We start from the raw sequence: 26,644 nt of genomic DNA on the forward strand, positions 1-26,644 counted from the left end.
GTCCCTACCCCGAGACCGTTGTCTCTACCCCTGCCGGACCCCGGGTCGTGGCACGGCCACTCTCGGCCGCCCGCCACAGCGGGTCGGCCCGAACCGGCTCGTCGGGCGGTAGCCAGGGCGGCGCCAGCGGAAGGTCGGCGCGGTGCACATCGAGCCAGCCGCGCTCCCGGGCGAGCCCGGCGGCGACCTCGAGCAGGTTCCGCGTGGTGACCGACTCGTCGTCGTCCCGCCAGGCCAGGGCCCAGGGGTAGTAGGGCTGGACCTCCTCGGGCCAGTGCATCGGCAGACCAGCCTCGACGTACATCTCGGCGTAGCTGAGGAACTCCAGGTGGCGGTTGCGGGACGGCACCCGGTTGACGAGAGCGAGGCAGTGACTGAACGCCCCTGGGGTGCCGAGCCAGCTCATCGTGAGGCCGAGGTCGTGCTCGAGGGCGGTGAGGTACTGGCCGTGGGCGTTGTACGCGCCGGACTGGGGAGGGTCGGCGAGGACGTCGAGGGGGCGCTCGTGGAACGACACCGTGGTCATCGGCGGGTCGCCCCGTGGCCCGACCAGCACCATCGGTTCCAGACGCAACAGTCGGTGCCGCCAGCCGGCCGGATGGGCCACGCGCATCCGGGGGGTGACTCGCAGGATCGCCACGTCGATGCGGCGCTCCAGGAGGGCGTTCAGCTGGGTGACGCTGTCCATCGCGTGCTCGAGCAGCGGCACGTCCGGGTGGGCCTGCGCGAAGGCGTCGGCCACCGCACGGCTGGTCGACAGCTCGTGGATGTGCGCGATCCGGACGCCGTCGGTCCGGGCCGGGTGCTGCATCGCGTTCGCGATGGCCAGCAGACGTTGGGCGTCGTCGTAGAACTGACGACCGCGGGCCGTGAGGGTGACGTGTCGGCTGTCGCGCTCGAAGAGCGGCTCACCGAGCTGGTCCTCGAGCTTGCGAACCTGTTTGGACACCGCCGGCTGGCTGACGTACAACCGGGCCGCGGCCCGTCCGAAGTGCAGCTCCGTGGCGACCGCAACGAAGGAGCGCACCAGGCGCAGGTCCAACTCCACAGTCGCCTCCGACAAGGCGCCGTCCGGGCGGGTTCGACGGTCTCCCTCTGCCGACACGCTAGCGCCAGCAGGCTCACCCCCAGACTGGCGGGTTATCGATCGGCACCGAATCGGTCTTGGACCCACGACGACTGCGGGGTGGACCCTGGCTCAACAAGCCCCAGCGCAGCAACAGGAGAGGCAGTACCCATGAGTGCATCACCCAGTGCATCACCGAGTGCATCACCGAGTGCATCACCGCGCCCGGTCGTCTTCATCCACGGCCTGTGGCTGCACGCGACCAGCTGGGACCCGTGGGTCACGGTGTTCCGCGAGGCCGGCTACCAGCCCGTGGCTCCTGGCTGGCCGGGCGAACCGCCTACCGTCGAGGCCGCCCGGGCCGACCCGGAGGCCGTCGCCGACGTGGGGATCGACGACGCCACGGGCCACTTCGCGTCCATCATCGACGGCCTCGAGCAGCCGCCGGTCATCGTGGGCCACTCCTTCGGCGGGCTCATCGCCGAGAAGCTCCTCGGCGAGGGTCGCGGCGCAGCCGCCGTGGCCATCGACCCTGCCCAGATCAAGGGCGTGCTGCCCCTGCCGCTCGCGCAGCTGCGAGCGGGTTTCCCGGCCCTCGGTAACCCAGCCAACCGGCACAAGGCGGTCTCGCTGACCGCCAAGGAGTTTCGCTTCGGCTTCGGAAACGCGTTGACCCCGGAATTGTCCGACGAGCTGTACGAGCGGTGGACGATCCCGTCCCCGGCTCGGCCGCTGTTCCAGGCAGCGGCCGCGAACTTCTCGATGCACTCCGAAGCCAAGGTCGACACCGACAACAGCACCCGCGGGCCGTTGCTGCTCATCTCCGGCTTGGAGGACCACACGGTGCCCGACGTCGTGACCCGCTCGACCCTGAAGCAGTACCGGAGCTCGACGGCGGTCACCGAGCTCAAGCAGTTCGAGGGGCGCGGCCACTCTCTGACCATCGACGCGGGGTGGCGCGACGTCGCCGACGCGGTACTCGCCTGGCTGAGCGACAAGGGGCTCTGAGGTCGTGGAGCTCGGCCTGACCGGGCAGGTCGCGATCGTCACCGGGGCGAGCAAGGGCATCGGGCTGGCCGTCACCGAGGCCCTCGTCGACGAGGGGGTGGCGGTCGTCGCCGGTGCCCGCCGCGCCTCGCCCGAGCTCATGCGGTTGGCGCGAACCGGACACGTCGACTTCGTCGCCGCCGACTTGTCCACCGCCGACGGGCCCGCCCACCTCATCGACGCGGCCGCGGGCCGGGGACGGCTCGACATCCTGGTCAACAACGTCGGCGCCGTCACCCCACGGCCCGGCGGCTTCCTCACCGTGACCGACGACGAGTGGGAGGCCGCGTTCATGCTCAACGTCATGGCGGCCGTCCGCACCACTCGGGCGGCCCTGCCGATGATGCTTGCGGCCGGCCACGGCTCGATCGTCACGGTCAGCTCGGTCAACGCGTTCCTGCCCGACCCGCTGGTGATCGACTACGGCGCCGCCAAGGCCGCTCTCACGAACTTCTGCAAGGCGCTGTCCAAGGAGCTGGGTGGCCAGGGCATCAGGGTCAACACGGTCAGTCCCGGCCCCGTCGCCACGGACCTCTGGCTGGGACCTGGCGGGGTCGCCGACACCCTCGCCGCGGAGAACGGCGCCGACCCCTCAACGGTCGCCGCCGGGGCGGCGGCCGCCAGCGTCAGTGGGCGGTTCACCCAACCGGGCGAGATCGGCCGGTTGGTGGCCTTCCTGGCCAGTGACGCCGCCGGGAACGTCACCGGGACCGACGTCACCATCGACGGCGGGCTCACCACCACCACGTAACCGCCCGAACAGTCCTCCAAGGAGAAGCCGTGCCCCACAACCCTGCTCGCGCCCCGTCCCTCAACCTCCAGAGTCCGCGCCGGCTCCTCATCCTCGCCACCGCCGCCGTCGCCGCGTTGGTGTCCGTCGTGTTCACCATCGCCGCGCCTGCGCAGGCCAGCACGCCGCGGCCCACCATCGTCCTCGTCCACGGCGCCTTCTCCGGGTCGTCGGCGTGGAACGAGGTCGCCGCCGGTCTGCGGAAGGACGGCTACACCACTGTCGCCCCTGCCCTCACGCTTTCGGGTCTCTCCGCCGACGTGGCCACGGTGAGGGCCGCCCTGGACGCGACCCCCGGCCCCAAGATCGTCGTCGGCCACTCGTACGGCGGGCTCGTCGTCTCGAACGCCGCCACCGGTCGCGCCGACGTCGTCGGACTCGTGTTCACCGCGGCGTTCCTGCCCGATGATGGCGACACGATCGTCGGCCTCGGCACCGGGTATGCCCCCGCATCCTTCCTGGCACCCGGCCACCTCGTCGTCGACCAGAACGGTGTCGCCACGATCACCCCGGCGAACTACCGGGAGGACTTCGCGCAGGACCTCAACCCGAAGCTCGCGGGGTCGATGGCCGCCGCTCAGACGCCCACCAGCCTCAGCATCCTCTTCACGCCGTCCGGGCCACCCGCGTGGCGCGACCTGCCGTCCTGGTATGCCGTCTCCGGCGCGGACCGCGTCATCGACCCGGCCCTCCAGCGCGCCATGGCCACCCGGGCCGGGTCGACCGTCGTCACCTTCGACGACGCCAGCCACTCCGGCGGCTTCACCCACTACTCGTCGCGGTTCGTCAAGCTCGTCGAGAAGGCCGCGACGAGTAGGTGACGGGCACCGGCGGTGAGCGACGATCGAGGGACGTCAGCCGGTGAAACGCGGCATACCCCTGTCGTCGTGGCTAGCGTCGGGGGTGAGCCGCGCCGTCGAGGAGGATCGGCCGGAACTGGTCGGAACAACGCGGGAGTACACGATGATCCGCAGGCTGAACACGGTGTCCATCCACGTCCTGGACAAGGAGCAGGCGCTCGAGTTCTACGTCGACAAGCTAGGGCTCGAGAAGGGCAACGACGTGCCGCAGGGCGACTACCGCTGGTTGACCGTGCGGGTGCCCGGCGGCGACCACCCGACCGAAGTCTCGCTCGAGGTGCCCGGCCCCCCGCTCCACGACGAGGCAACCGCTCAGCAGCTCCGCGAGCTGGTCACCAAGGGGGCGCTCAACGGCCTGGTCCTCCTCACGGACGACGTCCGCGCCCTTTACGACGCACTTCGAGAGCGCGGCGTCACCGACTTCACCCAGGAGCCGACGGAGCACTTCTACGGCGTGGACATGGGCGTTCGGGACCCCTTCGGCAACCCCGTTCGCATCCTGCAGCAGGGTTAGCGACCTCGACGGGCCTCGTCAGCCCGTGACCGGCGCCAGGCCGTGCTGGGCCCACTCGAACGCCATCCGGTGTGACTCGTACTTCGAGTCCACGCTCGGCTCGTCGATCTCGATCATCAGGTCGCCGTCGTAGCCGACCGGGAGCGCGGCGAGAACGGCGTCGAAGTCGACGACGCCCAGCCCGGGCTCGGCCCAGAGCCGCTTGGTCCCGGTCAGCTCGTGGTAGCTCCGCCCGTCCGCGGGATCCAGGCGGCCGTCGAGGAAGTCGGGGAAGCAGTCCTTGATGTGGATGCCCCCGATCCGGCCGGCGTACCGCGCGATGAACGTCGCCGGGTCGATCCCGGCCCACCGCAGGTGACCGGTGTCCGGACCGACGCCGATGACGTCCGGTCCGAGGTCGTCGAGCAGCCGGACGATCTCGGACTCGGTCTCGAAGACCCCGCCGATGTGGGAGTGGTGCAGCGGGCGGATGCCGGCGGACTGCAAGGCCGCACAGGCCTGCCCAACGCGCTCGATGGCTCGGGACAGGCGGCCCTCGTCGAAGTCGGCACCCACCGCCGGACGCGCCAGCCGGGCCGGCACGGCCATCGAGGACACCATCGTCCGGTCCATGCCGAGGGACGCCTGGTCGTCGGCGAAGCGCTTGACCGACTCCAGCTCCTGGGTTGCGTCGACCGTCTCGTCGAACGCCGAGCTGTAGAGGCTGAGCGCCGGCGCCAGGCCGTACCCGCCGATCCACTCGAGGTACTCCGCCGCCGACATGCCCTCGGGGATGTCCGCCTTGACTGCGGTATAGCCGATGTCGGAGAAGTCGCGGAAGGCCTGCTCGAACACCTCGCGTGACTTGCCGGCCTTGGCCCAGTAGGGGATCGGGTTGGCCGCGATACGAGGGCCGCTCACGTGAGCTTCACCGGCTGTCCGGTGCGTGCCGACTCGTAGGCGCCGGTGATGACCGAGATGGCCTGGCGGTTGGTCTCGAGGTCGACCCGCAGCTTCTCGCGCCCCTGGAGCGCGGCGAGGATGTTGAGGTACTGGGCGCGGTGCGCGTCGGACAGCTGGCCCGGGTCGCGACCGGCCCCGGCCGTGGCCTTCTCGGGAAGGTCGAGGCTGTCCTTCTGGTTGTCGGTCTCCGAGTTGGCGCCGTAGGACACGTCCCGCTGGTCGGCGGCGTAGGCCGCTCGGTGGATGTAGGCGAGCTCGTCGTTGTCGATGACCACGGAGCCCTTGTCGCCGTGGATCTGGACCCGGGCGCTGAGTCCCGGGTATGCGGCGGTCGTGGCGTGGATGACGCCGAGCGCGCCGCTCTCGAACTTCACGACGGCCACCGCGACGTCCTCGGTCTCGACGCGCTCATGGGCGAGCGTGCCGGTGTAGGCGAACACCTCGACCGGCCGGCCCATCGCGGCGATGAGGAGGTCGACGGTGTGGACGCCCTGGTTCATCATGGCGCCGCCGCCGTCGAGCTCCCAGGTTCCGCGCCAGTCGCCGGAGTCGTAGTAGGTCTGTCCACGCCACCAGTCGATGGACGCGATCCCCGAGGTGAGCCGGCCGAGCTCGCCCGCCTCGATCGCGGCGACGGCGATGTCCGTGGCCGGGTCGAAGCGGTGCTGCGAGATGACCGAGACCAGCGTGCCGGCCTCGCGCTGCGCCGCGATGATCTCGTCGGTCTTCTCGACGGTCACCTCGGCCGGCTTCTCGATGATGACGTGCTTGCCGGCGGCGAGCGCCTCCTTGGCGACTACGCCGTGGAGGCCGGTGGGCGTGCAGACGGTGACCACGTCGATGTCCTCGGACGCCAGGGCGTCGGCCAGGGAGGCGTAGGGGCGGCCTCCCCGCTCAGCGGCCAGGGCCTCGGCGCGTGACAGGTCGACGTCGGCGACGGCGACCAGTTCGACCCGGTCGCCGAGCTCGGTCATCACCTTGCCGTGCTGCTTGCCGATCACCCCGGCGCCGACGATGACGAACTTGGGACGGTCTGGTGTCTCGGTTACCGCGTTGGTCATGCGTACTCGATTCCTTCGTTCTGCAGCAGCCCCGTGAAGGCGGCGTGCGCGCGGGTGAAGAGCTCGGGGCCGGAGAAGCCACCGAGCGCGTGGACGTCGCCCAGGTGCGGCTCGAGGGAGAAGAACCCGTCGAAGCCGTCCTCGCGCAAGGCCCGGATGGTCTCGACCAGCTGGCCGTCGCCGTCGCCGGCGACCGTGACAGTCCCGTCGGCCGCGTGGGCGTCCTTGATCTGCATGTACTCGAGGTGCGGACGCAGCGACGCGTACCCCTCGGTGAAGGGGCGGACCCCGACCTGGACGAAGTTCGCCGGGTCCCACGCCGCGCGCAGGCTCGGCGACCCGACCGACTCGATGATGTCGAGGCAGCGCTCCGGGGTGTCGCCGTAGATCTCCTTCTCGTTCTCGTGCACGAGGACCACTCCGGCGGACTCGCCGACGTCGGCGAGGGCACGCATACGGCGGAGCACCTCGTCGCGATGGTCCTTGGGGTCGTCCCCGGGGCGGATGAAGAACGAGAACAGCCGGATATAGGGCGCACCAAGGGTTTTCGCCACATCGGCCGCATGTCGAGCGCGCTCGAGATGCGGCTCGAAGTCCTCGTCGACGAAGATCTTCCCGATCGGCGAGCCGATGCTGGAGACCTTGAGACCGTGCCGGTCCAGGGTCTCCTGCACCGTCGCGAGCTGGGTGTCGTCGAGGTCGAGGATGTTGACGCCCCAGGCGCTGCGGATCTCGACGTACTTCAGGCCGAGACCCGCCGCCACCGAGCACTGGGTCTCGAAGTCCTCGGAGATCTCGTCGACGAATCCGGACAGAGTCCACATCGTGTTACTTCACGCTCCCTGCGGTCAGTCCGCCGACCAGGTAGCGCTGGAAGACGAAGTAGAGGATGACGACCGGTGCCGCACAGACCAGGGAAGCGGCCATCATCTGCGAGTACACGGGGATGGCCCCGCCCTCCATGCTGGCGCCGAACACCTGGAGGGCGATGGCGGCCGTATGCGTGTCCGGCCGGGTCATCACCGAGGCGAACAGGACGTCGTTCCAGCCGAGGAGGAAGGCGAAGATCCCGGAGACGACGATCGCCGGCCCGCTGAGCGGGAAGATGATCCGGGCAAGGATCTGGATGTTGGAGGCGCCGTCGATGCGCGCCGCCTCCTCCAGCTCCCTGGGCAGCCCGCGCAGGTAGGTGACCATGACCCACGTCGAGAACGGGAGGGCGAAGGTCAGGTACGCGATGAACAGCCCCCACAGGGTGCCGATGATGGCGATCCCGAGGGTGCTGCCAATCGACGAGAAGAGCACGAAGACGGGCAGCAGCATCAGGGTGCCGGGGATGCTCTGGAACCCGAGCAGGCCCCGCAGGATGGTCACCCGGCCCCGGAACGCATAGCGGACCAGGACGTAGGCCGTCGGCACCGCGAGCAGGGCGGAGGCGATGGCGACCGAGCCGGCGACGATGAGGCTGTTGACCAGGGCTTTGCTGAGGCCGACCGTGGACCAGATCAGCGTGTAGGACTCCCCGGAGAAGCTGCTCGGCCAGAACTCCCCGGACGCAACCCCGGCATCGGAGTTGAGCGAGGCCAGCACGATGTAGGCCACCGGGATGAGGACCATCAGGCACAGCAGCGTGGTGAGGGTGGCCAACAGCGGCGTCGGCATCAGCCGGTGGGCCTCCTCGGAACCGGCTCGGCCCTTGCCCTTGCGCGGCGCCGGTGGGGCGGTGGCAGTCGCGGTGGCCATCACTTGGCTCCTTCTTCGTGGACATCGAGCCGGACCGCCCGCAGGTAGATGAACAGGGGGATGGCGATGATGATCAACGAGACGATGGCCATCGCGGCGGACAGGCCGAACCGCAGGCTCGTGAAGCTCGTGGCGTAGACGATCATCGGCATCACGTTGACGGACTCGGGGGCGGGTGCCCCGAAGAGGACGAACGGCAGCGTGAAGTTGTTGATGTGGTTGAGGGTGGCCAGCAGGAAGGCCAGCGCCAGGGGGCCCTTCAAGTACGGCAGCACGATGTAGCGCAGCTTCGGCCACCATGGCGCCCCGTCCAGCGCCGACGCCTCGTGCACCTCACCGTCTACGGACTGCAGTCCCGACAGGGCGAGCAGGTAGATGAACGGCCAGGCCGCCCAGATCTCGACGAGGATCAGCGTCCAGTAGGCGGTCGGGCCGCTCAGCCAGAGCTGGTCGCCGATACCGACCTTGTTCAGCAGGCTGTTGACGATGCCGTCGGGCTGCAGCATGGTCCGCCAGACCGTCGCCACCACGAAGGACGGCAGCACGTAGGGGATGAGGAAGATCGCACGGATCAGGGCGCGACCGCGGTACTTGTTCTGCGTGACGATCGCGGCGGCCACCCCGATGGGGACGGTCACGATGGTGCTGATCAGTGCGAACGAGATGCTGATCCAGATCGCGGCGGGCAGCCCGGCGCTGAAAGACTCGACGTAGTTCGCCAGGCCGACGAACGGGGCGCTCAGCCAGCGGCGGAGGGTGTACTGGTCGAGGTCGGTCAGCGAGATCCAGACGCCGATCAGGAACGGGATGACGATGATGAGCGTCATCAGCAGCCCGCCTGGGATCAGCATCCACAGCGGGCGCTGTCGCTGGGACAGCGGCTTGACCTTCTTGGGGGCCGGCCGCTGCCCGGCCGGGCCGGGGGCGGCGGCCGGAACCGCCACCCCCTGCCCGGCCTCAGGGGCCTTGGCGCTGCTCATGGCGCTCTACTTCCTACTTGGCCCGGTCGACGGCCGACTGGGCCGCCTTCTGAGCGGTCGCGAGCCGGGCCGACAGGTCAGCGTCGGACACCGAGCCCTTCGACAGGTCCGGGATCGACTGGACGACGACGTTGGTCAGCGCCAGCTGGGTGTCACCCCACGCGCCCGTGAACGGGGTGGCGACGGACTTGGCCGACGCGTCAGTGAACACAGTGAGCTTCGGGTCCGACTTCAGGGCCGCCGCCGACTGGGCGTTGACCGGAAGGTTGCCGAAGATCTTGAAGTACTCCGCCTGGATGTCCGGATCGGTGAGCATCTTGACGAACTGGAAGGCCAGGTCCTTGTTCTGGCTGTAGTCCGCCACGACGACGTTGTCGCCGGACAGGATGCTGGCCGCCTCCTTGCCGCCCGCGGGGAGCGAGGTCGCGCCCGGCGGGATGGTCGGCATCAACGTGTAGGCGTACTTGTCCTTGATGGCGCTCTTGTCGAGCGTCGGCGCCGACGTGTACGTCGTCATCGGGAAGTACGCCGCCTTGCCGGCCGCGAACGCCGCGAGCGCCTGGGTGTTCGACCACCCGATCGAGGCCGGGTCGACCGCCTTGTCCTTGGTCAGCCAGCCGAAGTACGTGTCGTACGCCTTCTTCGTCGTCGGGTCGTCGATCTTCGCGGTCTTGCCGTCGATGATCGGGTTACCGGCCTGGATCGACATGCCCCACGCGAACTTCCACGGGTCGAAGCCGTCCTTGTAGGCGATCGCCAGCCCGTAGTTGCCGCCGGTGGTGAGTTTCTTGGCCTGCGCGCCCAGCTCGTCCCACGTGGTCGCCGGCTTGTCGATGCCGGCCGCCTTGAGGAGGTCCTTGTTGTAGGCCATGACGAACGGCCGGCTCGCGAAGGGGATGCCGACCAGGTTGTTCGGGTCCGGACCCGAGATCCCCAGCGTCGCCGGCACGAACTTGTCCTTCCCGCCTACCGCCGTCCACTCCTTGTCGCCGAGCTTGACGAAGGCGCCCGTCGCGTAGGCGGTCGGGGTGAAGGTCGTGCCGAGGCTGTAGACATCGGGGCCCTGCCCGGACACGACCGAGGTCTGGATCTTGGTCAGCTCGTCGTTGGCCGAGGCGAACGTCTCCCACGCGACCGTGGCCCCGGTCTGGGCCTTGAACTTCGCCGACGTCGAGTCGAACCAGGCCTTCTGCTCGGCCGGGAACTGAGTGTTGTTGCCGATGTAGACGTTCAACGTCTTCCCGGCGCCGGAGTTCGTGTCGCCTCCGGAGCTGCTGCCCCCGCTGTTGCTGCTGCTGCAGGCGGCCAGGGCCACGGCCACGAGGCCGACACTCCCTAGGACCGCGACCGAGCGCATCGTCGTGTGAACCATGGGTCTGCTCTCCTTTAAGCAAAGGCCCTGCGGTAACAGACGGCATCCGGCCATCTGTAGGGCGTTACCGGATGGTTCCGCGCCGCCGCCACGGGCAACAATGAGTTGCCATTTGTTGTCTTGCGCTCTGTGGCGCCGCGGGAGGGAGGGAGAGACTGCCAGGATGAACACGTCCGCCACCGCGCAGATCGGGGTCACTGGTCTCGCCGTCATGGGCCGCAACCTGGCCCGCAACTTCGCCAGGCACGGGCATACCGTTGCGCTGCACAACCGCACCCAGAGCCGGGTCGACGACCTGGTCCGCGACTTCGGTGACGAAGGGTCGTTCGTGGCGAGCACCTCCACGGAGGAGTTTGTCGCCTCGCTGGAGAAGCCGCGCCGGATCGTCGTCATGGTCAAGGCGGGCGACCCCACCGACGCGGTCATCGACGAGCTGGTCCCGCTCCTCGAGGAGGGCGACATCGTCGTCGACGGCGGCAACGCCCACTTCGAGGACACCCGCCGCCGCGAGCAGGCGCTGCGCGAGCACGGCATCCACTTCGTCGGAAGCGGCATCTCCGGAGGTGAGGTCGGCGCGCTCGAGGGTCCGTCGATCATGCCGGGAGGCTCGAAGGAGTCCTATGCGTCCCTCGGGCCGCTGCTCGAGTCGATCTCCGCCCACGTTGACGGTGAGCCGTGCTGCGCATGGATGGGTCCGGACGGCGCCGGCCACTTCGTCAAGATGGTCCACAACGGCATCGAGTACGCCGACATGCAGTTCATCGCGGAGGCCTACGACGTCCTCAGCGCAGCCGGCCTCTCGGCCCACGAGTGCGCCGACGTGTTCCGCGAGTGGAACCAGGGCGACCTCGACTCCTTCCTCGTCGAGATCACTGCCGAGGTCCTCGACCAGGTGGACGCGCAGACCGGAGCGGCGTTGGTGGAGCGCATCCTCGACCGGGCGGAGCAGAAGGGCACCGGCCGCTGGACGGTCCAGATCGCCCTGGAGCTCGGGGTCCCCGTGCCCTCCATCGCCGAGGCGGTCTTCGCGCGGTCCGCCTCGGGCGACACTGCCATCCGCGAGGCGAGCCGGCCGGTGCTGACCGGGCCGGAGCGCCGCATCCCCGCCGACGAACGCCAGGCTCTGGTCGACGACGTGCGCGACGCGCTCTGGGCGTCGAAGGTCGTCGCCTACGCGCAGGGCCTCGAGATGATCCGCAAGGCCAGCGAGAGCTACGACTGGGGCGTCGACATCGCCACGGTGGCGCGGATCTGGCGCGGCGGCTGCATCATCCGTGCGCGGCTCCTCGCCCAGATCAGTGACGAGTATGCGGGTTCGCAGCTGGCGACCCTGCTCGTCGCCCCGAGCATCGCCTCGGGGCTGGGGGAGCGGCAGGTGGCGTGGCGTCGCGTCGTCGGGGCGGCGACGACCGCGGGGGTCCCGGTCCCCGGGTTCTCGTCGGCGCTGGCGTACTACGACACGGTCCGGGCCGACCGGCTGCCGGCCGCACTGGTCCAGGGGCTGCGCGACAACTTCGGGGCTCACACCTACCAGCGCACCGACCGGGACGGCACCTTCCACACGCTGTGGTCGGGGGACCGGACCGAGATCGACGCGGACGCGCACCCGAAGCCACGCGAGGCGGGCGCATGACCCTGGACCAGACCGTCGCCCGACTGACCCCGCTGCTCGCCGGCGTCCACCGGCTCGGCGTCGCCTACTCCGGCGGGGTCGACTCGTCGGTCCTCCTCGGCCTCGCGACCCGGGTCCTCGGACCCGCGAACGTCGTCGGCGTCATCGGGGTCTCGGCCAGCCTGGCCGGCACTGAACGGGAGGCGGCCCACGACGTCGCCGCCGGCCTCGGGGTCCGCGTGGTCGAGGTCGCGACCTACGAGGGCGACGTGCCCGCATACCGAGCGAACGGCCCGGACCGGTGCTTCCACTGCAAGGACGAGCTGTTCACCCGCATCTCCGACGAGGTGGTCCAGCGGCTCCGGCTCGACGCGGTGGCCTACGGCGAGAACGCCGACGACGCACGGCGACCGGACCGCCCGGGCAGCAGGGCGGCGACCGAGCACGCGGTGCTGCGCCCCCTGGCCGACCTGGGTCTCACCAAGGCGGACGTCCGCGACCTGGCCCGGCAGCTGGGTCTCCCCAACGCTGACAAACCGGCCGCGCCGTGCCTGGCCTCTCGCATACCGCACTTCTCGGAGGTCGACCCGACCAAGCTGGCTCAGGTCGAGGCCGCCGAGGCCGCCGTGCGGGCGCTGGGGTTCGCCGACTGCCGCGTGCGGCACCACGGCGACGTGGCCCGGGTGGAGCTGCTGGAGGCCGACCTGGACCGGGTCATGGAGCCGGGCCTGCGCCGGCGGCTGGTCGAGGGCGTTCGCGCGGCAGGTTTCCGGTTCGTGACCGTCGACCTGGCCGGGATCCAGTCGGGGGCGTTCACCCTCCCGCTGGTGGCCGTATCGCATGGGTGACCTCGACGGGATCGCCGAGCTGGATCTCGCACGCGCATCCCGCCGTGGGTACCCGGAGGCGGTCTACGCGGAGGGTAAGTCGGTCGAGCAGCTGCGGGCGATCGCCACCGCGCTCCGGACGGCCGGCGGACCGGTGCTCTTCACCCGGTGCTCGGCGGAGCAGGTCACCGTGCTGCGCGACGTGCTGCCCGACCCGGCGGTCGACGAGGTGGCGCGGCTGGTCGCCTGGCCGCCCTCACCTCCGGAGCCCGTCGGCGGTCGCGTCCTCGTGCTGTGCGCCGGGACGTCCGACCTGCCGGTCGCGCGGGAGGCCCTCCTCACGGCGCAGCACCTGGGCCGTGACGCCGAGCTGGTCGTCGACGTCGGGGTGGCCGGGCTGCACCGCGTCCTGGGGCGGCTGGAGCAGCTGCGCGAGGCCCGCGTCATCGTCGTGGTCGCCGGGATGGACGGCGCTCTGCCGAGCGTCGTCGCCGGACTGGTGTCGGCGCCGGTCGTCGCCGTACCGACCTCCGTGGGGTACGGTGCGGCGTTCGAGGGGCTCGCGGCGCTGCTGGCCATGCTCAACGCGTGCGCGCCGGGGGTGGCGGTCGTCAACATCGACAACGGGTACGGCGCGGGGCACCTGGCCGCCCAGATCGCGTCGCCGTTCTGATCGTTGACCGCCGACAAGACCTCGGGCGACACCATCTCCGCGCGCTGCCGGCTCCATCGGATGACACCTAGGGGTCAGTGGTGCCCCAGCGCTCTTCCGAGCGCCGCCACACCACTGTTCGGATGGGCGGCCGGCCGGTCGCCCCTATGGCGAATGTGTGGGGCGCAGGTCAGCGGGTACGTCGGCTCCCGAGGTCAGCCCAGAGGCCTCCGCCGATGCGATCGCGACGGCGAGGACGTCGCGGATCGGCTGCCTCCATCCGGCCGCGAGCCGCGCGACGTCCTCGAACTCCGGAGTCGCGTGGACGACGACGCCGTCTTGATGGGCGACCTTGACCGGCACCGCCTGTCCGTGGACGGAGACGTCGGTCCAGCCGCGGCCCAGCGCCCAGCGGTCGACGGCCGTCTGGCGGACGCCGATCGTGCTGGTGAGCCGCAGCATCTGATCGCGGAGGGCCGGCGCCTGGTCCGGGTCACCGAGGACGGAGAGCGTGTGGGCCGGTCGGCCCTTCTTCATGAGGATCGGCGTCAGCCACGCGTCGGCGGCGCCGGCGTCCATCAGGGTGGTCAGCACCGTCGGCCATACCCGCGGGTCCATGTCGTCGACGTTCGCCTCGAGGACGACCATCGGGCGCGGGGCGCCCGACGCCGTTGCGCTCGGCCGGGTGCCCAGCACCACGCGGACGACATTGGCTCGTCCAGCCGGGTCGCGCGTGCCGGCTCCGACCCCCGACGTGATCACGTCGAGGGCGGGCAGCGGACCCTGGGCCGTCGCACACGTGGTCACCAGCGCCGCGCCGGTCGGGGTCGCCAGCTCACTGTCGCCGCCCGCCTCCACCTGCCACCCGTCGACCAGGCCGAGCACGGCGGGAACCGGCACCGGGAGCAGCCCGTGGACGGTACGAACCGTCCCTGACCCCAACGCGATTCGCGTCGCCACGACCTCCTCGACGCCCAGCAGATGGAGGGCCGCGCACGTCCCCACCACGTCGGCGACCGAGTCCCACGACCCCACCTCGTGGAACTCGACGTCCTCGACCGGCACCCCGTGCGCCGACGCCTCGACCTCGGCCAGCCGCAGGAACACCGCCGTCGCGCGGTCCGCCACCGGCTCGGGCAGACCGGCGGACGCGATGCGGGCGCGGATCTCCGGCCACCGGCGGTGCGGGTGGTCCTCGATGATGGAGAGCACCTCGACCCTCATGGCCCGCAGGCCGGCGCGCTGCACTGTGCTCGCCTCCAGCCGCACCGTCTCCGGGAGCACGAGATCGACCAGCCGCTGCACCTCGGCGAGGTCGGCGCCGGCGTCGACGAGGGCCCCGAGGAGCATGTCCCCGGCCACTCCGGCGGTGACGTCGAACCACGCCAACACACCCGCATACGGCATGCCGCTCACGCTAGTGCGCTCGGCCCGGCGGTCGGTCCGCCTGTCGGTCACTAACCTCCGCATACTGACCGGTCGTCGCAGGAAACCAACCTTCCAGCGCAGTCTCCAGGGCCGAAAACCCCCCGTTGACCGAGCTCTCGGTATGCCGGAGATGTCCGGTAATGCGGCCGGACGCGAACCAGGAAGGCTCACCGATGCGCCAGTTCCGGACCCGTCACGACGAGCAGCTCCAGTCGGAGGACCAGCACCCGGAGCACTCGGTGCACCAGCACTCGGAGCACCCGGTGGGAGCCGGTACTGGGGGGCCCTGGCGCGATCCCGTGGTCTCGCGCCGCGTGGTCCTGGGCGCGGCGGCCGGCGCGACCGCGCTCACCCTCGCCGGGCCGGGCTCGGCCCGGGAGGCGCACGCCGCTCGGCTGGCGGCCGCGGAGCAGCTCGGCCGCATCGGGGCGGGCACCGACTTCTCGGCCCGGGTGTCGCCGGACGGCGCGACGCTCGCCCTCGACCTGCTCGGCGTCCTGTGGACCTACTCGTCGTCCGGTGGTGACGCCACTCGGCTGACCAGCGACCTCTACGACATCGCCCAGCCGGACTGGGCGCCGGACGGCCGCACCCTCGTGTTCCAGTCCTACCGCGACGGCGTCTTCAACCTCTGGACCATCACCCCCGACGGCACCCAGGCCCGCCAGCTCACCCAGGGTCCGTACGACCACCGCGAGCCTCGCTACTCCCCGGACGGCCGCTACATCGCCTTCTCCAGCGACCTGCGCGGCAGCTACGGCGTCTACACCTACGACACCACGACCGGCGTCATCCGGGCGGTGGTCGAGACCGCGGAGGAGGAGTACGAGCCGACCTGGTCGCCGGACGGGAAGCGAATCGCGTTCGTGGTTGCCGATACTCGCATCGACGTCGTCGACGTCGCCACCTCGGCGCGTTCGACGCTGGTGACCGTGCCGGCCGGCCAGGTGATCCACCAGCCGCAGTTCCTGCCCGACGGGAGCACCGTCGCGTACCACCTGCTCCACGCCGGCCTCAACGAGATCATGGTCGGTACCACGGCAGTGGTGACCGGCGAGGAGGCGTTCCCGTTCCGGATCTCGTTCACGGCGGGCGGTCGGTTCTACTACACGTCCGACGGCAAGGTCCGGCGCCGCGAGCTCGGCTCGACCGCAGCCCCGGCGACGGTCGGCTTCACCGCGGCGGTGTCCACCGTGACCCCCGAGTATGCGAAGAAGCGTCGGGACTTCGACTCCACGAAGCCGCAGCAGGTGGTGGGAATCGGCAGTCCGGTGATCTCGCCGGACGGCCGCTCGGTGGCGTTCCGAGCGCTCAACGACATCTACGTCGGCCGGTTGGGCAAGAAGCCGGAGCCCTTGTTCGGCGACCGGTGGTGGAAGAGCGACCCGGACTGGTCCCCGGACGGGCGTCGACTCGCCTACGCCTCCGACCGCACCGGCACCCTGAACCTCTGGGTCCGCGACCTGCAGTCGGGCACCGACCAGCAGGTGACGTTCTTCACCGAGTCGGCGGCGGTGTCCTGCCGTTGGTCGCCCGACGGCCGGATGCTCGCCTACCTCGACCAGAACGGTGCGGTCTGGACCGTTGACGTCGCGAGCGGCGACGTCCAGCAGGTCTTCGAGGCGACCTTCGAGCCGGGCCGGCCGACCTGGTCCAAGGACGGCAACGTCATCGCGCTCGCGGCGGTCAAGCCGTACTCCCGCCGCTACCGCGAGGGTCTCAGCAAGATCCTGGTCGTCAACCGGCGTACCGGCGAGGCGACCTACGTCGACCCGGCTCCGGACCGGTCGCTGCAGACCCGCGGCGACGACGGGCCGGTGTGGTCGCCGGACGGGACGATGTTCGTCTTCGCCATGGAGAGCGTGCTCTGGGTCCTGCCGGTCGGGGGTGACGGCCGGCCGACGGGTCCGGCGTGGCAGCTGACGACCGACGTCAGCGATGCGCCCTCGTGGGCCGGCGACTCCAAGACGGTGCTCTACCTCAGCAACGGCAAGCTCCAGACGGTCAAGGTCAACGGGAAGGGCAAGCCCCGCGAGAGCAAGCCCGTCGACCTGCCGCTGACCTGGGTCAACGCGAAGGGCCCCGACCGGCTCGTCATCCACGCCGGCCGGATGTGGGACGGCACCGCCGCCGCGGTCCGCGAGAACGTCGACATCCTCGTGCAGAACCACCGGATCGTCGGCATCGAGCCGCACCGCGCCGGGCGCCCGGGTCAGGTCGTCGACGCCAGCAACCGGTTCGTCATGCCGGGGATCATCGACATCCACCATCACCGAGAGATGCAGGGTTACTCCTACGGGTCGCGGCAGGGTCCGCTGTGGCTGGCGCTCGGCATCACGACGACGCGGTCGCCCGGCAGCCCGGCCTACCACATGGTCGAGGAGCGCGAGTCGGTGCAGTCCGGAAAGCGTGTCGCACCAAGGTATTTCGGGACGGGTGAGGCCGTCGACGGCGCGCGCATCTACTACAACTTCATGCGACCGACGTTCAGCCAGGGACAGCTGACCAAGGAGCTGGCTCGCGCTGCCGCCCTCGACTACGACCTCATGAAGTGCTACGTCCGCCTGCCGGTCGCGTGGCACAAGCAGGTCATCGAGTGGTCGCACCCGCGCGGGCTTCCGGTCACGTCGCACTACCACTACCCGGCGATGGCGCTGGGCGGCGACGGGACGGAGCACATCGGCGCGACCAACCGCTTCGGGTACTCCCGGACGGTCACCAACGTCGGGAGCGGCTACTCGGATGTCATCGACATGTTCAACCAGTCGAAGATGGCACGAACGCCCACGCTCTTCGGCAGCACGACGCTCTACCGCGACGACACCTCGCTGGTCACCGACCCGCGGGTGACGCGGCTGTACCCGCCGTGGCGGCAGGCAGCGCTCGCCGCCACGGTCACCGCCGCGAAGACGACGGACCAGACCGTGGCGCGAGCCAACCTCGCGAACCAGGTGGCCCAGGTCAAGGCCATGGTCCGTGGGGGAGGGGTCGTCACGACCGGCACCGACTCGCCGATCGACCACCTCGCCATCAGCACCCACATGAACCTGCGGGCGATGGTCACCTTCGGGATGACGCCCCAGGAGGCGCTCATCACGGCGATGAGCACCTCCGGCACCTTCCTCGGCGATCAGCTCGGCCGGATCGCGAACGGCTTCTACGCCGACCTCGCCATCGTCGACGGCAACCCTCTGGGCAACATCGCGGACGCGGCCAAGGTGACCGCGGTGGTGACCAACGGCGCATACGCAACCGTCGAGGACCTGCTGGCGCCCTATACGAGTGCGACCGCGACGACCGGCGGTGCTGGTGCCGCCGCGGCGCCGCAGACCCAGCAGGCGCCGCAGGCCACGTCTTCCGGCGGTCGCAACCGGGTCCTTCCGGCCGTACCGAAGCACGCGTCGCAACGCGGGTTCTGGTGGAACGCGCCGGAGGTCCTCGCGGCCGCCCGGGAGTCCTGTTGCTCGACGCCATGAGGCGCCAGCACACGTAACTCGACGGAGACACGGGCGAAACGGTGGGTTCCTAGGGTCGGTTCCCGGGCCGGGCGCGGTGCCCGCGCCCGGGCCGCACCCCTCGGGAGACCGGATGACCCAGAACGCGTCTTAGAACAACCTGAGCGAGCCGGTCGAGCACGACGTGCTCACCGCCACCAAGGAGACCCTGGAGGACTACACCCTTCGGTTCGCGCCGCGGAGCTATCGCAGATGGTCCACCGGCGTCGTCGCAGTGTCAGCGCTGGGCGGCATCGCCTACCTCGCCGACTCGCCATTGGCGCCAACATCGGCATCTCCTACGGCACGACGAACGCCCTCTGGAGGATCCTCGTCTTCGCGGTGGTCATCGTGGTCACCGGGCTGCCCGTGGCGTACTACGCCGCGCGCTACAACATCGACCTCATCACCCGGGGTAGTGGGTTCGGGTACTACGGCTCGGTCGTCACGAATGTCATCTTCGCGACGTTCACGTTCATCTTCTTCGCCCTCGAGGGCTCGATCATGGCCCAAGGCCTGCAGCTCGGGCTCGGGATCCCGCTCTGGGCGGGGTATGCGGCGTCGACCCTGATCATCTTCCCGCTGGTCATCTACGGCATGAAGGCGCTGTCGAAGCTGCAGCTCTGGACCACGCCGCTCTGGCTCATCCTCATGGTCCTGCCGTTCGCCTACCTGCGGTTCATGCCGCCGAAGACGCCCGAGAACGCCCGGCAGTGGTGGAGCGCCATGCTCTTGGCTGGCCCCGGCTGGGTCATTTTCGGCGCCATCAAGCAGGTCATCGGGCTCTTCCTTGCCGTCTACCTCATCGCCACCGTCGCCGGCGGCGCCGCGTTCGCCAACCAGCCGGTGCAGCAGTTCCTCGAGATCTACCAGGGCTTCATGCCGCACTGGGCCGCTCCGGCGCTAGCGGTCTGCCCGGTCGTCTTCAGCCAGGTGAAGATCAACGTCACCAACGCCTACTCCGGCTCGCTGGCCTGGACCAACTCGTTCACGCCCGTCACCAAGCACTACCCGGGCCGGCTGGTCTTCCTCGGCGTCAACCTGCTCATCGCGCTGGTGCTGATGGAGGCGAACATGTTCGACTTCCTCAACACCATCCTCGGGTTCTACGCCAACTGCGGCATGGCCTGGGTCGTGGCGGTCGCCTCCGACATCGCCATCAACAAGTACCTGCTGACGATCTCCCCGAAGCGGCCGGAGTTCCGCCGCGGCATGGTGTACGCGGTCAACCCGGTCGGGTTCGGCTCGATGCTCATCGCGGCGGGGGTCTCGATGGCCGCGTTCTTCGGGGCGCTCGGCTCGGGGATCCGCCCGTACTCGCCGCTCGTCGCCATCGGGCTGGCCCTGGTCCTCCCACCGGTCATCGCGCTCGGGACCAAGGGCCGGTACTACCTACGGCGCAGTGACGACGGCATCGACCTTCCGATGGACGACGAGCTCGGCAACCCTCTGGCGAGCACCTCACCTGTCACGTCTGCCACCACGAGTACGAACGACCCGACATGGTCGCCTGTTTCGCCCACGAGGCGCACATCTGCTCGCTGTGCCTCAGCACCGACATGCACGCGGAGCACGTCCTGCCCGCCGACCCGCCGCTCGTCCGGGCCTGACCGGGGCGTGTCCGGCCCCTTCCGAAGCGGGGAGAAACCCGTCTTCTGGGAGGTGACAGAGGTCGCATACCGTTGCGGAATGAGCGGTATGCGGCCCCGGTTGCCCCTGATGTGAGCGCCATGCCACAGACCACCACCCCTCCCACCAGCACCTCTCCACGGCACCGTGTCGTCATCATCGGGTCCGGCTTCGGCGGCCTCTTCGCCGCCCGGTCCCTCAAGCGCGCGGACGTCGACATCACCCTCATCGCCCGCACGACCAGCCACCTGTTCCAGCCGCTGCTCTACCAGGTCGCGACCGGCATCCTCTCCGAGGGGGAGATCGCGCCGGCGACCCGCGAGATCGTGCGCAAGCAGCGCAACATCACGACGATCCTCGGCGACGTCACCGACATCGACATCGCGGCCAGGACGGTCACGTCCGACAGCCTGGGCCGCACCGCGGTCACGCCGTACGACACGCTGATCCTCGCCGCCGGGGCCGGCCAGTCGTACTTCGGCAACGACCAGTTCGCCCGTTACGCACCGGGGATGAAGGACATCGACGACGCCCTCGAGCTGCGTGGACTCATTCTCGGCAGCTTCGAGCAGGCCGAGCTTGCGGCGATCCGTGGCGACAAGCAGGAGGCCGCGCGGCTGATGTCGTTCGTCGTCGTCGGCGCCGGCCCCACCGGTGTCGAGATGGCCGGCCAGATCGCCGAGCTGTCGAAGCGGACCCTCAAGTCGGACTTCCGGCACATCGACCCGACGATGGCCCAGGTCACCCTCGTCGACGCCGCGCCCCAGGTGCTGCCCGCGTTCGGCGACCGGCTCGGTGAGATCGCCCAGCGCCGCCTCGAGAAGATGGGCGTCGACGTCCAGCTCGGCGCGAAGGTCGTCGACGTCGACGCCACCGGCATCGAGGTGCAGGACGTCAACGACCCGTCGGGCTACGCGCGGCGGATCGAGGCCGTCGCGAAGGTCTGGGCTGCCGGCGTGCAGGCCAGCCCGCTCGGCCCCACCGTCGCCCGGCAGGCGGGCGCCGAGACCGACCGCGCCGGCCGCGTAAAGGTCGACCCCGACCTGACCCTGCCGGGCTACCCCGAGGTGTTCGTCCTCGGCGACATGATCGCGCTCGACGACCTGCCCGGTGTGGCCCAGGTGGCCATCCAGGGCGGCAAGTTCGCGGCCAGGCAGGTCAAGCACCGGCTGGCCGGGAAGCCCACCGACCCGGCGTTCCACTACGTCGACAAGGGCTCGATGGCGACGGTGTCGCGGTTCTCGGCGGTGGCCAGCGTCGGCCGGCTGCGGTTCGGCGGGTTCGTCGCGTGGATGCTCTGGCTGGTGATCCACCTCTTCTACCTCATCGGGTTCAAGTCCCGGATAACAACGCTGTTGCACTGGTTCATCTCGTTCCTCGGCCGCGGTCGGTCCGAGCGGGCCATCACCGAGCAGCAGGTCTTCGCCCGCGAGGCGATCGAGCGGCTCGGCGAAGCGCACCAGCCCCACCTCCCGTAGCGCCCTCACGCCTACCCCTCCCGCTTCCAGACCACCGTTGTGCTGAGTTTCGCGCCGTCTCGCCGCGCGAAACTGGCAACAACAGTGGTCTGGAAGTCGGGAACAGCGGGGTCGGACGGGTCGCGTATCGTCGCCCCGTGGCTGACATCGCGTACCCCATCGCCGAGCGCACGCTGGCCAACGGCCTGCGGGTGGTCGTCTCCGAGGACCACACCGTTCCGACTGTCACCGTGAACCTCTGGGTGGGCGTCGGGTCGCGGCACGAGCCGGCCGGGCGGACGGGGTTCGCCCACCTCTTCGAGCACCTGATGTTCCAGGGATCGCGCAACGTGAAGAGCGGCGAGCACTTCAGCGCGCTGATGGCCGAGGGCGGCCGTCTCAACGCGACGACCTGGTTCGACCGGACCAACTACTTCGAGACGATCCCCAAGGGCGCCCTGGACCTCGCGCTCTGGCTGGAGGCCGACCGGCACGGGCACCTGCTCGACGCGCTGACCCAGGAGAACCTCGACAACCAGCGCGACGTCGTCAAGGAGGAGAAGCGGCAGCGCTACGACAACGTGCCCTACGGCAACGCCCTCACCGACGTCTACGCCACGGTCTTCCCCGACGGCCATCCCTACCACCACCCGACGATCGGGTCGATGGAGGACCTGGACGCCGCGAGCCTCGAGGACGTCCACGCCTTCTTCCGCCACTACTACGGCCCCAACAACTCGGTGCTGACCATCGTCGGCGACATCGAGCCGGAGGACGCGTTCGCCAAGGTGGAGACCTACTTCGGGTCGCTGCCGGCCTCGGCACAGCCCCCACCGCGCGACGTCCACCATCTCGACCCGCTCACGGAGCCGGCCCGGCTTGAGCGTCTCGAGGACGTGCCCAACGACCGGCTGCACCTCGCGTGGCGGCTGCCCGTCGACAGCGACGAGGACTACCTCGCCTGCTCCTTGGCCTTCGACGTCCTGGGTGGGCTCAGCACGTCTCGGTTGGTGCAGCGGCTGGTCCGCGACGAGCAGTCGGCGACCGCCGTCCACGCGCACACGATGGGGTTCGTCGACGGCGTCTCGCTCGGACTGCTCATCATCGACGTCGCCGCCGGCACCGAGGCGTCGGCCGTGGAGTCCGCCGTCGTCGAGGAGCTGGAGCGGCTCATCGCCGAAGGTCCGACCGACGTCGAGCTGGAGAGCTCGCTGGCCGAGACCGAACGCTCCTGGCTCAGCTCGCTGGCCAGCCAGGAGGAGCGCGCCGACCTGATCTGCCACTACACGCTGCTGGCCGACGACAGCCACTACGTCAACACGCTGCTCAACCGGGTCGGCGCCATCGGACGGGAGCGGATCAAGACGGCCGCCGCCGCCTACCTCCAGCCCCGTTCGCGCACCGTGGTGTCCTACCTCGTCGACGAGCAGGAGGCGGCGGCATGAGTACGCCCACCGTCGACATCCCGCGCCCGGACGTCCTCCCGCCGGAGCCCTACACCTTCCCGGTGGCCGAGCGGCGCACCCTGCCGAACGGCCTCGACGTCGTCGTCTACGACGTGCCGGGCCAGTACGTGCACTCGGTACGCCTGTCGGTCCCGCTCCCGCTGTCCCGGGAGCCCCGCGAGCGGGAGGGCGTCGCGACGATCATGGCGCGCACCCTCGACGAGGGCACCGAGACGCACTCGTCGAGCGAGTTCGCTCTGCTGCTCGAGCGGAAGGGCGTCGCGCTCGGCGCGGGTGCGTCCGAGGCCGGGATCAGCGTCGACGTCGACGTCGCCAAACGGCATCTCGAGTATGCGCTGGACCTCCTGCGCCAGACCCTCACCGAGCCGGCGTTCCCGGCGGCCGAGGTGGCTCGGCACGTCAAGCAGCGGCTCGCCGAGATCGAGCAGGAGCGGTCGGTCGCCGCGCAGCGCGGGGCGATCGAGCTGATCGCGACGTTCTTCGACCCCGACGAGCGCTCCAGCCGTCCGACTGCCGGAACCCGGGACACCGTGGCAGCGATCACCCGCGACGACGTGGCGGCGTTCCACGCCCGGGAGTTCTCCCCGGTCGGGGCGACCCTGGTCCTGGCCGGCGACCTCGACGACGTCGACGCGTTCGCCGCCATCGAGGCGGCCCTCGGCGGCTGGTCGGCGCCGGACGGCTGGGAGGCTCCGCCCGAGCCGGTCGCCGCACGCACGGCGGCGAACCGGGGCCGGGTCGTCCTCGTCGACCGGCCCGGTTCGGTCCAGACCGAGCTGATCGTGGCGACGCCCGGTCCGGACCGGCGGGTGGACAGCGGCTGGGCCCCCTACCCGGTCCTGGGGTTCGTGCTGGGCGGATCCCCGAATGCCCGCGTCGACGCGGTGCTGCGCGAGGAGAAGGGCTACACCTACGGCATCCGGTCGGTGTTCCGGCCGCGCCGCCGCGGCGGGTTGTTCCTCACCAGCGGCAGCGTGCGTGGCGACGTGACGGTGGAGTCGCTCGACATCCTGCTCACCATCCTCGACGGCGCGCGGCAGGGCTTCACCGACATCGAGACCAAGCAGGGCGTCGACTACATCGCAATGACCGCGGCCAGCCGGTATGCGACGGCGGACGCGATCGCCGACGAGGCGGCGACGTTGGCGTTCGAGGGGCTGACCACGGAGTTCACGACGGCGACGCTGCGCGACCTCGCCGCGGTCGACCCGGAACGGATGGTCGACGCCTACGGGCGGTTCGCCGACGGTTCGTGGACGGTCGTCGTCGTCGGCGACGCTGCGGCGCACGCCGACGGGATCAGAGCCCTGGCCCATCCGGTGGCGCAGGACGTCACCGTCGTCACGGGGTGAGCCCGGTGGCCGAGGTCGTCGTCGACACGCCGATCGGGCCGCTGCTCCTCGTTGCCTCCGAGGGGGCGCTGACCCATGTCTGGTTCGACGGCCTCGGTCGTGCGTCGGCCGACGAGGCCGAACTGCCGCGTGCGGACGCGGAGGTGCTCGCGGCCGCCACCGTGCAGCTCGCGGAGTACTTCGCGGGTGAGCGTCAGTCGTTCGACCTTCCGTTGCGCGCCAAGGGAACCACGTTCCAGAAGGCGGTCTGGGACCAGCTCTCCGCGATCCCCTGGGGGACCACGACGACCTACGGTGCGATCGCCACGGCGCTGGGGATGCCGCTGTCCGCGTCCCGGGCGGTGGGCGCGGCGAACGGCGCCAACCCGCTCTCGATCTTCGTGCCGTGCCACCGCGTGATCGGAGCCGACGGCACGCTGACCGGCTACGGCGGCGGCCTGCCGCGGAAGTCGGCGCTGCTGCGGATCGAAGGGGTTGCGACCGAACGCGACCAGCTGGTCCTCTTCGACTGACCCACGTCGACCGACGCACCTCGGCCGACGGCCCGAACAGCGCTCGGTGTCTCCCGCTCCAGGCGGACCTCCTTGCTGACGAACCGCTGTCGACGCCCAGGGGACTCCGGCTCGCACCCGGCAGCTGCACGACGAGTCGCTGAGCATCTGACCGGTCGGCTAGGCGGGCAGGAGCCCGACAAGGACACCCCGGATGATGGCCGGAAGCGGGTCCGTGCCCCCCAAGGGCGGCGCGGACAGGGCGCTGAGGTGGGGGTGCGTCCCCGACGCCGCGACGTGCGCCAGGTACTCGGCGTTGCGCTCCACCCGGACCGTGGACTGCTCGCTGCGAGCGACCGCGGCGACGAGCGCGTTGACCGCTCCGATCGCGACGAGCTTGGTGGCGTCGTCGGCCGGGTGTCCGTCGAGGACGGTGAGGTAGTGCTCGACGAGGTCGACGGCGTTCGGTCCGACACCGGGTGCCGTCAGGGTGCGGTCCGGCAGCCACGGGTGCCGGCGGTGGATGTCGCGAGCCTGCAGGCCCACGTCGACGAGGTCGGCCACCCAGTCGCCGGTCGGCTCGGCGAACCGGTACTCGCCGGCGACGTGGTCGGCCATGAGATCGAGCAGCTCCTCGCGGTTCTCCACATACCGGTAGAGGCTCCCGGCGCCGGTGTCCAGCTCGGCAGCCACCCGCCGCATCGTCACGGCGTCGAGGCCCTCGCGGTCGGCGACATGCACCGCGGCAACGGTGAGCTCGGCCCGGCTGCGTCGGGCCGGACGCCCGACGCCGGACTGTTCTGGCCGGAGCCACACCGTGCTCAGGGTCTCTCCTTGGTCCGCAGGGATGTGCCTGGTGGCGAACGGTTCCGCTATTATATGCGTACAACGTTCGCGAACATCGTTAGCGAACCAGGTACCACGCGAAAGGGTGTCATGTCCGAGCCGACCGTCCAGCTCGCCCAGAACGGCGAGGTTCGTCTTGCGTTCCTGGACTGGGGGAGGCCGGCCGGAAGCGAGGGGGAACCGCTGCTCATGGTGGCCGGGCTCGGCGGCGGCCGCGGCTCCTACCCGCCGCCGTTCATCGCCGCGCTGGTCGACGCCGGCTTCCACGTCGTGACCTACGACCACCGTGACGTCGGCGCCTCGACCCGGTTCACCGACGCCGTGGCCGCGCAGAGCCCGTTCCGGGGCCTGATCGGTGGCGGGACGTCCGCCTACAGCGCGGAGGACATGACCGACGACGCCGTCGCCGTCATGGACGCCGTCGGATGGGGCAGGGCCCACGTGTTCGGCCTCTCGATGGGTGGCCTCCTGGCGCAGCGCATCGCCCTGCGCCATCCCGACCGGGTTCTCTCGCTCGCCACCATGAGCGCGATGCCCAGCGACGCGAGCGGCCTCGGCAGCCTGCGCTACCTCCACCTGGGCTTCATCCGGGCGACCAGCAGGCTCGACTTCCCGGACACCCCCGAGGGTGACGTCGAGACCGCCATGGCCGTCGCACGGCTCTGCGCCTCACCGGCATATCCGCTGGACGAGGCGGAGATGCGGGCCTGGCTCGAGCACGCGCCCGTCGACGGCGTCCGGGACGGCACCGCACAGGCCCGCCAGCTGCGCGCGCCATGGCACGGCCCGAAGCTGCGCACCCTGACCGTTCCGACGCTGGTCCTGCACGGTGACGCGGACCCGGTCGGCCGCCCGTCGGCGGCCCGCGCGATCGCCCGGCAGGTTCCCCACGCCCGCCTCGTGATCCTGCCCGGTGTCGGGCACGAGCTGCCCCGGCCACTATGGCCGACGCTCGTTGGGCACCTCCGCGACAACGCGGACCGGGCTCGGGTCCCGGCCGGCTGACCAGGTCGGG

Annotated in this window: 22 protein-coding genes and 1 pseudogene; 14 read left to right on the plus strand and 9 right to left on the minus strand. The window is 70.4% G+C overall.

The window, feature by feature from the left end:
- Positions 1–4: 4 nt before the first annotated feature.
- Complete coding sequence (locus VIG79_RS03150; protein WP_331882038.1) at positions 5–1,048, minus strand: LysR family transcriptional regulator; 1,044 nt, start codon at positions 1,046–1,048, stop codon at positions 5–7.
- Between the two features lie 189 nt (positions 1,049–1,237).
- Between VIG79_RS03150 and VIG79_RS03155 the strand changes: the two genes are divergently transcribed.
- The 4 genes from VIG79_RS03155 to VIG79_RS03170 all read left to right on the plus strand — a co-directional run bounded on the left by VIG79_RS03155 (position 1,238) and on the right by VIG79_RS03170 (position 4,277).
- Positions 1,238–2,074, plus strand: coding sequence for an alpha/beta hydrolase (locus tag VIG79_RS03155; protein WP_331882040.1), 837 nt, complete (start codon positions 1,238–1,240; stop codon positions 2,072–2,074).
- Positions 2,075–2,078: 4 nt separating this feature from the next.
- The gene (locus VIG79_RS03160; protein ID WP_331882042.1) at positions 2,079–2,864 is read left to right on the plus strand and encodes an SDR family oxidoreductase; all 786 of its coding nucleotides are present in this window, start codon (positions 2,079–2,081) and stop codon (positions 2,862–2,864) included.
- Positions 2,865–2,893: 29 nt separating this feature from the next.
- Positions 2,894–3,724, plus strand: coding sequence for an alpha/beta hydrolase (locus tag VIG79_RS03165; RefSeq protein ID WP_331882045.1), 831 nt, complete (start codon positions 2,894–2,896; stop codon positions 3,722–3,724).
- 82 nt (positions 3,725–3,806) lie between these two features.
- Positions 3,807–4,277, plus strand: coding sequence for a VOC family protein (locus VIG79_RS03170; RefSeq protein ID WP_331882047.1), 471 nt, complete (start codon positions 3,807–3,809; stop codon positions 4,275–4,277).
- An 18-nt stretch (positions 4,278–4,295) separates the two neighbouring features.
- Here VIG79_RS03170 and VIG79_RS03175 read toward each other — a convergent pair whose 3' ends face one another.
- From VIG79_RS03175 to VIG79_RS03200, 6 genes are read right to left on the minus strand one after another with little or no spacing between them, the layout of a single operon-like run.
- A complete protein-coding gene (locus VIG79_RS03175) occupies positions 4,296–5,177 on the minus strand; it encodes a sugar phosphate isomerase/epimerase (protein WP_331882050.1) in 882 nt (293 codons plus the stop codon).
- Complete coding sequence (locus tag VIG79_RS03180) at positions 5,174–6,280, minus strand: Gfo/Idh/MocA family oxidoreductase (RefSeq protein WP_331882053.1); 1,107 nt, start codon at positions 6,278–6,280, stop codon at positions 5,174–5,176. Before VIG79_RS03180 ends, VIG79_RS03175 begins: the two co-directional genes overlap by 4 nt.
- On the minus strand, positions 6,277–7,104 hold the full coding sequence (locus VIG79_RS03185; protein ID WP_331882055.1) for a sugar phosphate isomerase/epimerase family protein: 828 nt from the start codon (positions 7,102–7,104) through the stop codon (positions 6,277–6,279). Before VIG79_RS03185 ends, VIG79_RS03180 begins: the two co-directional genes overlap by 4 nt.
- Positions 7,105–7,108: 4 nt before the next feature.
- The gene (locus tag VIG79_RS03190; RefSeq protein WP_414672571.1) at positions 7,109–8,023 is read right to left on the minus strand and encodes a carbohydrate ABC transporter permease; all 915 of its coding nucleotides are present in this window, start codon (positions 8,021–8,023) and stop codon (positions 7,109–7,111) included.
- A complete protein-coding gene (locus VIG79_RS03195; protein ID WP_331882057.1) occupies positions 8,023–9,003 on the minus strand; it encodes a sugar ABC transporter permease in 981 nt (326 codons plus the stop codon). The genes VIG79_RS03190 and VIG79_RS03195 overlap by 1 nt, the downstream gene beginning before the upstream one ends.
- A gap of 13 nt (positions 9,004–9,016) precedes the next feature.
- The gene (locus tag VIG79_RS03200) at positions 9,017–10,375 is read right to left on the minus strand and encodes an ABC transporter substrate-binding protein (protein WP_331882059.1); all 1,359 of its coding nucleotides are present in this window, start codon (positions 10,373–10,375) and stop codon (positions 9,017–9,019) included.
- A 163-nt stretch (positions 10,376–10,538) separates the two neighbouring features.
- Here VIG79_RS03200 and gndA point away from each other — a divergent pair, with 163 nt between their 5' ends.
- The 3 genes from gndA to larB are packed head-to-tail and all read left to right on the plus strand — an operon-like array spanning position 10,539 to position 13,487.
- Positions 10,539–12,008 (plus strand): NADP-dependent phosphogluconate dehydrogenase, encoded by a 1,470-nt coding sequence (gndA, locus tag VIG79_RS03205; protein ID WP_331882062.1) that lies wholly within the window; start codon positions 10,539–10,541, stop codon positions 12,006–12,008.
- Positions 12,005–12,835 carry an ATP-dependent sacrificial sulfur transferase LarE gene (gene larE, locus VIG79_RS03210; RefSeq protein WP_331882064.1) on the plus strand — a complete coding sequence of 277 codons (831 nt, stop codon included), beginning with the start codon at positions 12,005–12,007 and terminating at the stop codon, positions 12,833–12,835. The genes gndA and larE overlap by 4 nt, the downstream gene beginning before the upstream one ends.
- Entirely contained in the window at positions 12,828–13,487 is a 660-nt protein-coding gene (gene larB, locus VIG79_RS03215; RefSeq protein ID WP_331882066.1) for a nickel pincer cofactor biosynthesis protein LarB, read from the plus strand. The genes larE and larB overlap by 8 nt, the downstream gene beginning before the upstream one ends.
- 144 nt (positions 13,488–13,631) lie before the next feature.
- On the opposite strand, the gene larC is transcribed toward larB, so the two are convergent.
- A complete protein-coding gene (gene larC, locus VIG79_RS03220) occupies positions 13,632–14,873 on the minus strand; it encodes a nickel pincer cofactor biosynthesis protein LarC (RefSeq protein WP_331882142.1) in 1,242 nt (413 codons plus the stop codon).
- A 194-nt stretch (positions 14,874–15,067) separates the two neighbouring features.
- On the opposite strand from larC, the gene VIG79_RS03225 reads away from it, so the two are divergent.
- The 6 genes and pseudogenes from VIG79_RS03225 (at position 15,068) to VIG79_RS03250 (ending at position 24,804) form a co-directional block, all read left to right on the plus strand.
- On the plus strand, positions 15,068–18,370 hold the full coding sequence (locus tag VIG79_RS03225; RefSeq protein WP_331882070.1) for an amidohydrolase family protein: 3,303 nt from the start codon (positions 15,068–15,070) through the stop codon (positions 18,368–18,370).
- Positions 18,371–18,509: 139 nt separating this feature from the next.
- A pseudogene (locus tag VIG79_RS03230) lies at positions 18,510–19,998 on the plus strand (purine-cytosine permease family protein).
- A 120-nt stretch (positions 19,999–20,118) separates the two neighbouring features.
- Positions 20,119–21,495, plus strand: a complete 1,377-nt coding sequence (locus tag VIG79_RS03235) for an NAD(P)/FAD-dependent oxidoreductase (protein ID WP_331882072.1) — start codon at positions 20,119–20,121, stop codon at positions 21,493–21,495.
- Positions 21,496–21,632: 137 nt separating this feature from the next.
- Positions 21,633–22,919, plus strand: a complete 1,287-nt coding sequence (locus VIG79_RS03240; RefSeq protein ID WP_331882074.1) for a pitrilysin family protein — start codon at positions 21,633–21,635, stop codon at positions 22,917–22,919.
- Positions 22,916–24,292, plus strand: a complete 1,377-nt coding sequence (locus VIG79_RS03245) for a pitrilysin family protein (protein WP_331882077.1) — start codon at positions 22,916–22,918, stop codon at positions 24,290–24,292. Before VIG79_RS03240 ends, VIG79_RS03245 begins: the two co-directional genes overlap by 4 nt.
- Positions 24,289–24,804 (plus strand): methylated-DNA--[protein]-cysteine S-methyltransferase, encoded by a 516-nt coding sequence (locus VIG79_RS03250; protein ID WP_331882079.1) that lies wholly within the window; start codon positions 24,289–24,291, stop codon positions 24,802–24,804. The genes VIG79_RS03245 and VIG79_RS03250 overlap by 4 nt, the downstream gene beginning before the upstream one ends.
- Before the next feature lie 159 nt (positions 24,805–24,963).
- Here VIG79_RS03250 and VIG79_RS03255 read toward each other — a convergent pair whose 3' ends face one another.
- Positions 24,964–25,599 carry a TetR/AcrR family transcriptional regulator gene (locus tag VIG79_RS03255; protein WP_331882082.1) on the minus strand — a complete coding sequence of 212 codons (636 nt, stop codon included), beginning with the start codon at positions 25,597–25,599 and terminating at the stop codon, positions 24,964–24,966.
- Between the two features lie 120 nt (positions 25,600–25,719).
- Here VIG79_RS03255 and VIG79_RS03260 point away from each other — a divergent pair, with 120 nt between their 5' ends.
- A complete protein-coding gene (locus tag VIG79_RS03260) occupies positions 25,720–26,634 on the plus strand; it encodes an alpha/beta hydrolase (RefSeq protein ID WP_331882084.1) in 915 nt (304 codons plus the stop codon).
- Positions 26,635–26,644: the final 10 nt, after the last annotated feature.

The sequence above is a fragment of the Lapillicoccus sp. genome, assembly GCF_036559105.1.
Lineage (GTDB): Bacteria > Actinomycetota > Actinomycetes > Actinomycetales > Dermatophilaceae > Lapillicoccus.

Coding starts and splice junctions, on each gene's coding strand:
- VIG79_RS03155 (WP_331882040.1), top strand. CDS start 1,238: ATGAGTGCATCACCCAGTGCATCACCGAGTGCATCACCGAGTGCATCA.
- VIG79_RS03180 (WP_331882053.1), bottom strand. CDS start 6,280: ATGACCAACGCGGTAACCGAGACACCAGACCGTCCCAAGTTCGTCATC.
- VIG79_RS03185 (WP_331882055.1), bottom strand. CDS start 7,104: ATGTGGACTCTGTCCGGATTCGTCGACGAGATCTCCGAGGACTTCGAG.
- VIG79_RS03190 (WP_414672571.1), bottom strand. CDS start 8,023: ATGGCCACCGCGACTGCCACCGCCCCACCGGCGCCGCGCAAGGGCAAG.
- VIG79_RS03195 (WP_331882057.1), bottom strand. CDS start 9,003: ATGAGCAGCGCCAAGGCCCCTGAGGCCGGGCAGGGGGTGGCGGTTCCG.
- VIG79_RS03200 (WP_331882059.1), bottom strand. CDS start 10,375: ATGGTTCACACGACGATGCGCTCGGTCGCGGTCCTAGGGAGTGTCGGC.
- gndA (WP_331882062.1), top strand. CDS start 10,539: ATGAACACGTCCGCCACCGCGCAGATCGGGGTCACTGGTCTCGCCGTC.
- larE (WP_331882064.1), top strand. CDS start 12,005: ATGACCCTGGACCAGACCGTCGCCCGACTGACCCCGCTGCTCGCCGGC.
- larB (WP_331882066.1), top strand. CDS start 12,828: ATGGGTGACCTCGACGGGATCGCCGAGCTGGATCTCGCACGCGCATCC.
- larC (WP_331882142.1), bottom strand. CDS start 14,873: ATGCCGTATGCGGGTGTGTTGGCGTGGTTCGACGTCACCGCCGGAGTG.
- VIG79_RS03225 (WP_331882070.1), top strand. CDS start 15,068: ATGCGCCAGTTCCGGACCCGTCACGACGAGCAGCTCCAGTCGGAGGAC.
- VIG79_RS03235 (WP_331882072.1), top strand. CDS start 20,119: ATGCCACAGACCACCACCCCTCCCACCAGCACCTCTCCACGGCACCGT.
- VIG79_RS03245 (WP_331882077.1), top strand. CDS start 22,916: ATGAGTACGCCCACCGTCGACATCCCGCGCCCGGACGTCCTCCCGCCG.
- VIG79_RS03260 (WP_331882084.1), top strand. CDS start 25,720: ATGTCCGAGCCGACCGTCCAGCTCGCCCAGAACGGCGAGGTTCGTCTT.